Below are 10,728 nucleotides of genomic sequence, written 5' to 3' on the forward strand. Positions count from 1 at the left end.
CGCCAAGTGCGCGGCTGCGTAAGGGATTCCGCAGCCGGTTTTCGTTATCCGCGGTCCGCGGGCCGGGTCTCCGAGGTACCGGTGGGTGCGCCCGCCGACTCCCCGTGCATCGCCCCCACCCCCACGAGGATTGCCCGCCATGCGTACCCTCCCGCTGCTCGGCCCCGTCGCCCTCACCCTCGCGGCAGCGGCCGTCCTGCCCTGCGCCGCCCCGGCCCTGGCGCGCGGCGACTCCGTCCGGCTGGACGTCGGCGACGCCCCCGGCGGTCACGTCCGCGCCCAGGCGAGCTGGGCGGACGACCGCACCCCGGTCTCCGACGGCTTCGACGGCACCCTCGCCGCCACCGCGCCGGACGGGCGCAGCGCCGGGCCCTGGCAGCTGGTCGGCCTGCCCGACTGGCCCGGCACCTACACCACCCGCGAGGCCCTCCCGGCGGGGCACTGGCGCATCAGCGTCGGCTGCGCGCAGCCCGCCCCCGGGCGCGGAGAGCGTGAACTCGACGTCGAGGCCGTCTCGTTCGGCGTGGGATCCGCCGAGCCGTCGTCCGTCCTGCCGCTGACGGCCGCGGCCCGGCGGCCGGCGCACGAGAGCACTGACGAGGCCACCACCTGGGCGGCCGTCGGCACCGCGACCGCGGCCGTCCTGCTGGTGACCACGGGCCTGTGGCTGCGCCGCCGACCGCGGTGGTGACGGGGGTGGGGGCGGCGACGGGGCCGGGGCGGTGACGGGGCCGGGGCGCGCTACTTCACCGCCGTACCGGACTTCTCCCAGTTGTCGTGCAGCCGGTCGAGGTAGGACTGCGCCTGGGAGCCGACCTTCACGCCGCGCGCGAAGGCCAGCATGTTGCCCGCGCCCGCGTTGTAGCCGAGGGCGAGCAGCTCGTCCCTGGTGAGCGGCGCGGTGGGGTGGGCGGGCAGCTGGGCGGCGAGGTCGTGCAGGTGCCAGGCGGCGGCCTGGATCGCCAGGTCGCGGTCGTCCGGCAGCTCCTCCCACTGGCGGGAGGCGAAGGGGCGGCCCGGCTTGGTGTCGTCGAAGGCGGCGCGGTGCATGTTGGCGATGCCGAAGGAGGCGTCGGGCTTGCTGCGCTGCCAGGCCCGCTCGAGGTCGGGGTCGTGCGGCTTGTACGCCTCGTTGTAGAGGATCGCCATCACCAGCTGCGGGTTCACCCCGGCCTCGGCGGCGAAGCGGCGCACCGGGTCCGCGTAGTCGGCCGGGTCGTAGCGCCCGGACGGCGCCTTGGTGGGCTTCGCCCCGGAGCCGGGGGTCGCGGGGGAGGAGCCGACGGTGGCCCCGGCCGAGCTCGGGGAGGCGGCGGACGGCTGGTCCTGCAGGTGCCCGCCGCTGCGGATGATGCCCCAGCCGGCCGCGCCCAGCAGCGCGATCGCCACCCAGCGCCCCCAGCGCGGCCCCTTGCGCTCCTCGCTCACCGTCGTCGGCCCCTCCCCGATCCGTCGGATCCTCGTTCGACCGTCGTACGGGCGGTCGTGCCCCGCGGTCGGTTACTCGCCCGGCTTGTCGCCGGACCCGTCCTTGCCGTCGAGGTTGTGCAGGAAGTCCTTCGCCTTCTCGACACCGGTGTCGATGTGGCCGCTGTACTTGCCGTCCGTCCTGTCGTCGATGACGTCGCCGACCTTCTCCAGGCCCTGCCCGAGCACGTCGCTGTGCTCCTTGGCGAGGTCGGTGGCCTTGTCCGCGAGGTTCTTCAGACTCTCAAACATGGTGACGCTCTGCTCCTCTGACGCGTTCCTGATGGTGTGCCGACGTGGCGGGGATCATGGTCATCCTAACGAGGACGAATCCGGAGGTTTCGCCGCCGGGTGAGGTCGGATGACTTTGGCGAAACGGGTTTGTATGCTCCGATCCCGCCTCTACAAGCGTGTAGAGGTTGGAACCGTCACCAGGACGGACGGCGTCCGGGCATTCGCGGTGGCGCAAAATGGGCTGCCGTGGCCGAAATCGATCGAGGGAAGTGCGCATGGCCGGTCAGCGGGCGAGAACGCCGTACCAGGATGCGGGTACGCGCACCGAGGACCGTCCCGTGCCCGCCCAGCGCAGCCGCGCGGGAGGGGCGCCGGGGGGCGAACCGGTGGGAGCGCACGAGGGTCGGAGCCAGCGGGCCGGAGCCTCGCGCCGCAGGCCGCAGAACCGCCGCGTCGGCCCGCTGCCGGTGGTCCTCACCGCGGTCGGCCTGCCCCTGCTCGGCGGCATCGCGGACGAGCTCGGAGGCCCGGGCGTCGGCATCCTCTTCGCCCTGGGCGCCGTGCTGGGCACCGGCGCGGCGGCGGCCCTGTGCACCCGGGCCGGGCGGTGGTGGGTGGTCAGCGCCGCACCGATCGTCGTGCTGGCCGGCGCCTGCGCCGTTGAGTACGCGGCCGATCCGGACAAGTACCAGGGCAAAGCCCTGGGCACCGGCGCGCTGCGCTGGGTGGTCGGCGCGTTCCCGGTGATGGCCGCGGCGGTCGCGGCCGCGCTGCTGGCGATCGGCGTCCGCACGGTGCTGGACCGGCGCCGCCCCGGTCCGCCCGCCGCACCCACCGGAAGGAGTCGACGTGGCTGAGCACAACCGCCCCCACGGCCGTGCCCCGCGCCGCGGCACCGCCCCGCTGACCCTCGCCGGGCGCACCCTCGCCTGCACCGTCTCCCTCGCCGTGCTCGGCGCCAGCGGCTTCACCTGGTACGAGTACCGCAGCCTCAACGACGGCATGATCAAGTCCAAAGCCCTGGACGAGGCCAAGCGCAACGCCCCGCCGCACCTGGACAAGTCCGTCAACCTGCTGCTCATCGGCCTCGACAGCCGCAAGGACATGGACGGCAACGACCTGCCCAAGCAGTTCGTCGAGGACGAACTGCACGCCGGCTCCAGCGAGATCGGCGGCTACAACACCAACGCCCTGATCGTGTTGCACATCCCGGCCAACGGCGGCAAGGTCAGCGCGCTGTCCATCCCGCGCGACGACTACGTCCAGACCGTCGGCGCGGACGGCAGGATGCACAAGATCAAGGAGGCGTACGGCATCGCCAAGGAGGCCGCCGAGGCGAAACTCGCGGGCAAGGGCCTCTCCAAGGCCGAGATGGAACGGCAGAGCCGCGAGGCGGGCCGCTCGGCGACCATCCAGACCGTGCAGAGCTTCCTGGACGTGCCGATCGACCACTTCGCGGAGGTCAACCTGATCGGGTTCTACGACATCGCCAAGGCCGTCGAGCCGATCCAGGTCTGCCTCAACCACCCGGTCGACGACCCGATCGTCTCCCGCACCGCCACCCACGAGGGCGGCGGCACGGGCCTCAAACTGCCCGCCGGGATCAGCTCCCTCGACGCCGCCCAGGCCCTGTCCTTCGTCCGCCAGCGCCACCACCTCACCAACGGGGACCTCGACCGCACCCACCGGCAGCAGGCGTTCATCTCCTCCGTCGAGTACAAGCTCAAGCAGCAGGGCGTCCTCAACGACCTCGGCCAGATGCAGAAGCTGTTCGCGGTGATCAAGAAGGACGTGGTCATCGACAACGAGTGGAACATCCTCGACTTTGCCCAGCAGGCGCCCAACCTGACCGGCGGGAACGTGGAGTTCAACACCCTGCCGATCACCGGCTTCAAGACGGTGGGCGGGCAGGAGGTCAACACCGTCAACCCCGAGCTGATCAAGAAGATCACCCGGCAGATCTTCAACCACGAGGCCGCCCCCGTGGTACCGGCCGAGTCCTCGGGCGAGGCCACCGCGTCCCCCTCCGCCTCGCCCTCCGCCTCGCCCTCTCCCACGCAGGCGGCGGCCGCGAAGGCGGTCGTGGACGTCAACGCGGCCAAGGGCGCGGACGCGGCCTCCACCGAGTCCAAGGCGCTGGTCGAACTCGGGTACCAGGCGGGGAAGATCGGCGACGCCCCGGCCAGGACCAGGTCCACCACCGTCATGTACGGCACCGGCGCCAAGGCCGACGCCCAGCAGCTCGCCACCCGTTACGGCGTCACCGCCACCCCCTCCGCCGGCGTCGCCCCCGGGCACATCACCCTCACCCTCGGCGCCGCCCGCACCGCACCCGCCACCCCCAGCGCCTCCGCCGACCCGGCGGCCGACCCCGTCGCGGGCCTGCCCATGCAGGGCCCGGCGGTCAAGGCGGGCGGCATCCCCTGCGTCGACTGACCGTCAGCGGCGCCCGCGTCCGCGCCCGCGCCTCCGCCGACCCGTCAGGGCGGGCGGAGGCGCGCGTCGTGCAGCGGCGGGCGGTCGAGGACCTCGACGTAGACGATCCGGCCGTCGACGGCGTCCAGGACGAGCATGCCCCTGGACGGCAGCAGGGGCACGCAGCGGTGGCCCGGGCCGTACGGCCGGCCGTCGGGGTGCGGTGCGGTTTTGAAGCTCTGGCAGAAGTCGTCGCCGCAGCCGCAGGGGGCGACCAGGCGCATGTCGTGGGCGGAGAGCGCGAGGGTCACCTCGCCCTCGGCGACCAGCAGGGCGACCAACTCCGCGACCAGTTCGGGGTAGACCTCCCGGACGAGGAGGTGCTCCGCCTCTGGCACCGTCACGGGCGGGGGGCCTTCTCGCCGTGGACGGCGAGGTACTCGGTGGCGAGCCAGGGGCCGAAGTCGTCGATCAGCACGGTGAGGGCGGCGCGGTCGGGGGCCTGGGCGCGGGTGGCCTCGGCCGCGAGGCGGGCCTGGTCGGCGCGCTCGGGGTAGTAGGTGGCGAACACCTCGGCGGAGGCGGCCAGATCGCTCGTCCAGCCGCCCCAGCGCGGCATCACCAGGGTGAAGGCCGTACGGACGAGGCGGCGGGAGACCGCGCGGTTCAGCGGGCGCAGGTCGGCGTCCGGGGCGGCGGTGTGGAGCCGGTTGTGCCAGCCGGGCAGGGCGAGGGCGAGGTCGCCGTTGGTCTCGCGGGCCAGGAGGGAGGTGGGGCGGTAGCGGGGGAGCCCGTCCGCGAGGTCGGGGCCGAGCAGCGGGGTGCAGAGACAGGCGAGGAACCAGCCCAGGTCGTGGCGCTCCAGCTCGCTCAGCAACGTACCCGTGCCGAACAGCAGCACGCCGACGCCGTCCACCTGGCCGAACTCGGCGTCCAGCGCGGCCTCGAGGGCGTCGGCCGCCTCCCGGTCGGCCGGGGTGGGCTCGTTGTGCAGGGCGAGCAGCAGGTCGACGTCCGAGACGCCGGGCGTCGCGGTGCCGCGCGGGATGCTGCCGTAGAGGTAGGCGCTGTGCAGCCGGGTGCCGTCGAAGGCCGCGGCGATCCGCTCCCGGGTGGCGTCGACCACCAGCGCGAACCGCGCCGGCACCCGGGAGAGCGAGCCCTCGCGGGCGATGAATCCGTCGGCGTCCAGTCCCCTGTCGGTCATGGCGTCACTCTGCCGGTCCCGACGGGGCCTTGACCAGCGAATATCCACCTGGCCCCGGCGAGGGGCGCCGATTGTCAGTGGGGCGTGCAAGCATCCCGTCGTACGCGAACACCGGCAAGGAGGTCGGCATGGGGACTTGGGACATCGGGCACTTCGACAACGACACGGCGGCGGACTTCTCCGGTGCCCTCAAGGACGCTGCGCCGGGTGAGCGGGCCGGGCTCCTCAGGGCGGAACAGGGGATACGCGCCCTGCGCGAGGTGCTGGCGCAGGCGGGGTGATGTGTGGGCGCCCGCCCACGGGGGTGGACGGGCGCCCGGGTGTCAGGCGGTGGTCAGGGTATGGCGGCCGTGGTGGTGGTGCACGGAGGGAGGGTGGACGGGGCCGTCGTCGCACAGGTCGCGGTCGGGGTGTGAGCCGTGGTGGTGGCTGCGGACGTCGTGGTGACGCTCCCCGAGGTGGTCGTGCCGGTCGTCGCGGAACGGGTCGTCGGGCTCGCGGTGGTCGACGAGGGGCCGCCGGAGGAGGTCGTCGCGCCCGAACTCGTCGAACCCGAGGTCGTGGAACCGGAGGTGGTCGAGCCGGACGTCGTCGACCCTGAGGTCGTCGACCCCGACGTGGTGGAGCCGGACGTCGTCGAACCGGACGTCGTCGAGCCCGAGGTCGTGGCCCCGGAGGAGGTGCTGCCGGACGAGGACGTGCTGCTGCCCGAGGCCGAGGTGGAGCCGGAGGCCGTCGGGGTGCCCGGCTTCATCGCCGTCGGCGCCGGGATGCCGGGTGTCAGCGGGCCCCTCGGGGCGTCGACGCGGCGGTCGACGATCTCGATCCGCCCGGTCAGCCGGGAGAACCAGTCACCGGTCTGGATGTTCACCAGGATGATCTCCGTCACCGGCTGCGGCGCGGGCACCACCACGATCAGCGTCGTCGGCTGGAACCCCGCCCACGGCTTGCCGGTGTACTTGGCGTCGGTCACCAGCTTCGGCGGCCTCAGCGGATTGCCGCAGGCGCAGCGCACCCGGGGCACGCCCTGGGCGTCCACCAGCACGGAGGTGCCCGCCTGCAGCGCGGACTGGTACTCGACGACTGCCCCGGTCTTGTAGTTGTGGTTGGTCACCCGGGTGTCCACCCGCAGGTACGCCGAGGTCAGCGAGCGCAGGTAGCCCGGGATGTCGGCCTGGGCGATGCCGGCCGCCGAGGCCCAGGCGCGGCCGGTGTCCCCGGGGGAGACCATGGCGATCAGGCGCTCGGTGTCGCAGGCGGGCTTGGACATCGTGCCGCCGTACAGGCCGGCCGAGCCGCCCTCCACGCTGTGCAGCACCGCCGGGGTGGTGGCGCCGCCGCTCTTCGTGGGCTGCTGCGTCGGGGCCGGTGCGGACACCGCCTGGGTTTCGACCGAAGGGGTGAACGGGGCCGGGCCGGAGTCCTGCGGGGACTGGAGCGCGATCTCGTTGGCGGTCGGCACGGCCTCGTGAGGGCTGTTGCTCTGGTTGTTGACGATCAGCACCGTCGCCACCACGGCTGCCGCCACCGTGCCCGCCGCCACCGCCAGGCCGCGTCCGGAACGCCACCACGGGGTGTGCGGCCGGCCTGGACCGCCGCCACTGCCGGTGCCGCCGGAGCCCCCGGAGCCGCCCGGGGGCGGTCCCGGTGGGCCCGAAGGCGGCGGAGGGACGGACGGCGGCCCGGACAGCGGGCCGGAGGGGGGACCGGACGGGGGTAGTTGGGAACTCATCGGGGGCTCCGTTTCGCAGGCCGCCGGCCGTCCCGGCCGGACGGCACGGGAGGCTCGTGCCACTGCCTCCCATTGGCCCCCGGCACCCCGCCCGCCGCAACAGCAGGTGGACGAACCGTCGCCGAGCGTGTCCGGCCGTGCTCGGTCAGGCTGGAGACCCCGGCACACCGGGCCCGGACGGACGGACGCACGACCAGGAGGCGGCATGCGGCAGCCCACAGGCGCGGCGGGGACCACGGGCCCGCCCGGCATCCTGCGCGGATGGTTCGACGCGCTCGCCGTGGTCCTCGCCGGGCTCGCAGCGATGGCGGCCGTGGCCGCACTCGGCCTCTGGTTGGCCGGCGCGGACGACCTCCCCGAGGGCGGCTTCCCCTCCGTCCTCGCCGCCACGGTCGCCCTCGCGGTCGGCGGATCCGTCGAACTCGACGGCGGGGAAGGCGACTTCGCCTCCCTCGGCGCGGGAATCAGTGCGATGCCGCTGTCCGTGTCCGTGGCCGGCGCGGTCGTGATCTCCGAGGTGTTCCTGCGTCAGCTGCGCCACCGCGCGGTCGCCGGAGGCGCCGAACTCCTCGGCCGGGCAGCCCGCACCGCCCTGCTCTGGCTCCTCGCCCTGGTGCTGCTCGCCCTCGGTGCCAAGCACACCTTCACCGTCCGGATCGGCCCCGACCTCGTACAGTCCATCGGCAGCGCCCTCGGCCTCACCCCCGAGGTCGGCTTCCACGTCGACACGCCCAGCACCGTCGGCATCGGCTTCGCCTGGCTGCTGCTGGTCCTCGCCGCCACCTTCGCCGTCTCCCGCCGCGCCCCGCTGCCACCCGCCCTCCTGCGCCACCAACTCGCCGTCCGCCCAGCGGCGTTCGCACTCTGGCTGGTCCTGCTCGCCTACCTGGCCATCGGCGCGGCAGCCGGAGTGATCACCGCGATCGTCCACGGCAACGCCCGCCAGACCCTCGCCGTGGTCCTGCTCGCCCTCCCCGACCTGGTCTGGCTCGCCTTCGGCCTCGGCCTCGGCGCCCCCTGGCGCGGCCACCTCACCGGCGGCCTCGGCCTGCCCGTCCCCAAGCCCCTCTCCGACGCCCTGCACGCCCCGGAGGGCCAGCAGGCGACGGTCAACCTCGGCACCCTCACCGACCAGGACACCGCCGCCTGGTGGCTCCTCCCCCTGGCCGCCGCACTGCTCCTCGCCGCCGCCTTCCTCGCCGCCCACCGCTCCCCACCCACCGTCCGCCTGTGGCAGCACGCCGTCCGCTTCGCCCTGGCCACGGCCGTCGCCGTCCTGCTGATCGGACTGTGGACCCGAATGGACGCCCAGTACGGCCTGTCCGTCCTGGGCGTCGGCCTCGGCAAGGGCGGCCTGGGCGACCTCCTCGGCACCGTCCTCGGCACCGACAACCCCGCAGCCGCCTTCGGCAACGGCAGTCTCACCCTCCGCCCCTCCCTCCCGATCGCCGTACCCCTGGCAGCCGCCTGGGGCCTCACCACCGGCACCCTCGGCGCCCTCCTCGCCTCGCGCACCCGCCACAAGGGCGAGGTGGCGGAGGGCGAGCGGTAGACGCCGCCGACGCCCTTGACGGCCGCCGCGCGCGGGGCGCCCCTTGGGCGCGCAGACCGGTCCGGGCCCTGCTGTCGATGCCCTGCCCCGCCAGGAGCGAGCACTGTCGTCGCTCCGGGCGACGTCCGTCGTGATGCTGTCCGTCATGGCGGACAGCCTGGCGCCGTCAAAAACTAGAATATTTATCTAGAAAAAAGCTTCACAGTGACTGGGTGGCGAACCATACTGTCACGCATGGGGAACTGGAGATGGGCTCGGATGGATGTCGACACCAGTGCGCCCGGGAGGCTTCGGGTGGCTCACCACCCGTCGACGTTCGAGACGCGTGACGAAGCCATGGCCGATCTGCGACGCGAAGTCGCGGAGAGTCCTCTGCCACGCCTTCTCCGCGCGGCTGCCATCAGCCAGTTGGACAGGGATCTGCGCGGAGAGGATCGTCCACACGATCACGATGTCTTCGGTGGGGTCGGAGTGTACTGGGCCGCGTTCACCGACCGGGCGCAGTGGCGGGTTTCGCTGGCTGACAGCTCGGGGCGGGTCGCCACAACGAGCGTGATCCTGGACCCCGACCAGCAGGTTGATTCCCGGACCGACGCCGGGGGCCCGGTCGCGACACCCGACGGCCCGCACGCCCATGCCCCCCGCGGCTCGGACGACTCCTCGACCGATCGGTCCCCGGATGACGGCGGGGCACCCGCCACGGGAACCGCGGACGGGGGCGGCGCCGCGCACAGCCATCGAATCGACGCCTCGAAACTCTCGCGTTCGCTGCAGGCGGAGGGTGCTCTGCTCAAGCTGTGCGCCGTTCTGGGCCTCCTGTTCGCCATCGGGGGCCTCAAATCGTGGCTTGACCCCTCTCGCTGGGAACTGGGCCGCGTGCTGTTCCTGCCGGCGGTCGCTGTGCTGATCGGCTGCGCCTATTGGGCCAGGAGCATCCGGACGCGGGCGCGCGCCTACCTCGACCGCGAGGGCTAGCAACGCGGTCGGTCGGCGGCCGCCTGTGCTCCGCAGAGCCACCAGGACGCGTTCGGTCACACAACGTTTGTCTGAAGCCGGACCCCGGGGGGAAGTCATGTGGTGGTGGGTCATCGTGTTCGCCGTGGCCTGGGCGCTCGTGTGTGTGACCGTGTGGCAGCTGTCCCGAAGCCTCCGGCGGCTGCGTGCGGTGGTCGAACCGGCCGCCGCGAGGACGGCCGAACTGGGCCTCTACGAGGTGGCTTTTCTTGCCGGGCAGGAAGAGCGGGTGGTGGAGACCGCCATCGCCGGCATGCACGAGAACGGCCGGCTGGTCGTGTCACGGACGTTGGTGCAGACGACCATTACCGATCCGAAGCCGCGAGATGAGGTCGAGGCCGCCGTCATCGATGCCGTGGGCACCAGTCGGAGCGCCAAGTCGGGCGTACTGCTCCAGGTGGCGAAGAAGGACGAGCGCGTCAGACGGATCGGCGCCCGGCTCCGCGCGTTGGGCATGTACGTCGACCCTGATCGGCGCACAGCGGTGCTGCGCGCCAGAGGTCGGCTGGTGAACGCGCTGATCGCGGTGTTCTTCCTGGGCTGGGTGGCCATCGGGTGGGAGGTTGTGGTGCGAAGTGAGGTCCTCGGGCCGGTTGTCGCGTTCCCCGTCCTGTTGATCGCGGGCTGCGTGGCCTGGAGCAGGCTACGGCCGGACACCGAGGGCGCCACCGAGGCGGGGCGCGACTATCTGCGGCAGCTCGGCAAGCGAAACGACTGGCGTCCCCGGAACAACGCCGGACTCGACGGAACGGATGCGGCACTGCTCGGGTCGGTCGCACTCCAGGGTTATCACGGCCTGCCGGTGGGCCACGCCCTTGGGCCGCCCGTCATGACCGGCCCCTCCCTCACCAGCGGCTCCGGTTCCTCGGGCAGCTCCGGAGACAACGGGGGCGGCGGTTGCGGCAGCGGCTCCGGCGACCACTCCTGTGGTGGCGGGCACAGTTGCGGCGGCTGTGGCGGCGGCTGCGGTGGTTGCGGTGGTTGCGGGGGCTGACCGGTCCATCCAGCCCGGCTGCCGGCACGCGGATGGAGGCGGTGGGAGGGGCACCGCAGCGCTGTTCAGCTGGGGCGGGGGCTGCGCAGGATGGGGGATGCCCAGGTGGGGGG

The 10,728-nt window shown here is 73.2% G+C and carries 11 protein-coding genes and 1 pseudogene; 7 read left to right on the forward strand and 5 right to left on the reverse strand.

Annotated elements, in window-relative coordinates:
- Positions 1–139: 139 nt before the first annotated feature.
- Positions 140–691, forward strand: a complete 552-nt coding sequence (locus IH61_RS0133225; protein ID WP_031076770.1) for a hypothetical protein — start codon at positions 140–142, stop codon at positions 689–691.
- 50 nt (positions 692–741) lie between these two features.
- Here IH61_RS0133225 and IH61_RS41880 read toward each other — a convergent pair whose 3' ends face one another.
- A complete protein-coding gene (locus IH61_RS41880) occupies positions 742–1,428 on the reverse strand; it encodes a hypothetical protein (RefSeq protein ID WP_037973695.1) in 687 nt (228 codons plus the stop codon).
- Positions 1,429–1,500: 72 nt separating this feature from the next.
- A complete protein-coding gene (locus tag IH61_RS0133235; RefSeq protein WP_031076773.1) occupies positions 1,501–1,719 on the reverse strand; it encodes an antitoxin in 219 nt (72 codons plus the stop codon).
- Between the two features lie 368 nt (positions 1,720–2,087).
- On the opposite strand from IH61_RS0133235, the gene IH61_RS0133240 reads away from it, so the two are divergent.
- Complete coding sequence (locus IH61_RS0133240) at positions 2,088–2,558, forward strand: DUF6542 domain-containing protein (protein WP_051838493.1); 471 nt, start codon at positions 2,088–2,090, stop codon at positions 2,556–2,558.
- Positions 2,551–4,137 (forward strand): LCP family protein, encoded by a 1,587-nt coding sequence (locus IH61_RS0133245; RefSeq protein WP_051838494.1) that lies wholly within the window; start codon positions 2,551–2,553, stop codon positions 4,135–4,137. Before IH61_RS0133240 ends, IH61_RS0133245 begins: the two co-directional genes overlap by 8 nt.
- 44 nt (positions 4,138–4,181) lie before the next feature.
- Here IH61_RS0133245 and IH61_RS0133250 read toward each other — a convergent pair whose 3' ends face one another.
- Both IH61_RS0133250 and IH61_RS0133255 read right to left on the reverse strand, forming a co-directional pair.
- On the reverse strand, positions 4,182–4,520 hold the full coding sequence (locus IH61_RS0133250) for a hypothetical protein (protein WP_234327435.1): 339 nt from the start codon (positions 4,518–4,520) through the stop codon (positions 4,182–4,184).
- On the reverse strand, positions 4,517–5,323 hold the full coding sequence (locus tag IH61_RS0133255; protein ID WP_031076777.1) for a nucleotidyltransferase domain-containing protein: 807 nt from the start codon (positions 5,321–5,323) through the stop codon (positions 4,517–4,519). Before IH61_RS0133255 ends, IH61_RS0133250 begins: the two co-directional genes overlap by 4 nt.
- Positions 5,324–5,451: 128 nt before the next feature.
- On the opposite strand from IH61_RS0133255, the pseudogene IH61_RS45205 reads away from it, so the two are divergent.
- Positions 5,452–5,553, forward strand: a pseudogene (locus IH61_RS45205) (DUF4259 domain-containing protein); the annotation flags it as partial.
- A 104-nt stretch (positions 5,554–5,657) separates the two neighbouring features.
- Here the strand turns inward: IH61_RS45205 and IH61_RS47395 are convergent.
- The gene (locus IH61_RS47395; protein WP_158845555.1) at positions 5,658–6,851 is read right to left on the reverse strand and encodes a DUF6777 domain-containing protein; all 1,194 of its coding nucleotides are present in this window, start codon (positions 6,849–6,851) and stop codon (positions 5,658–5,660) included.
- Between the two features lie 409 nt (positions 6,852–7,260).
- On the opposite strand from IH61_RS47395, the gene IH61_RS0133275 reads away from it, so the two are divergent.
- The 3 genes from IH61_RS0133275 to IH61_RS0133285 all read left to right on the forward strand — a co-directional run bounded on the left by IH61_RS0133275 (position 7,261) and on the right by IH61_RS0133285 (position 10,615).
- On the forward strand, positions 7,261–8,607 hold the full coding sequence (locus IH61_RS0133275; protein ID WP_031076781.1) for a streptophobe family protein: 1,347 nt from the start codon (positions 7,261–7,263) through the stop codon (positions 8,605–8,607).
- Between the two features lie 258 nt (positions 8,608–8,865).
- A complete protein-coding gene (locus IH61_RS0133280; RefSeq protein WP_031076783.1) occupies positions 8,866–9,582 on the forward strand; it encodes a hypothetical protein in 717 nt (238 codons plus the stop codon).
- 115 nt (positions 9,583–9,697) lie between these two features.
- Positions 9,698–10,615 (forward strand): TIGR04222 domain-containing membrane protein, encoded by a 918-nt coding sequence (locus IH61_RS0133285; protein ID WP_158845558.1) that lies wholly within the window; start codon positions 9,698–9,700, stop codon positions 10,613–10,615.
- Positions 10,616–10,728 lie beyond the last annotated feature (113 nt).

It is taken from the genome of Streptomyces sp. NRRL WC-3742, from assembly GCF_000720635.1.
In the GTDB taxonomy this organism is placed as follows: domain Bacteria; phylum Actinomycetota; class Actinomycetes; order Streptomycetales; family Streptomycetaceae; genus Kitasatospora.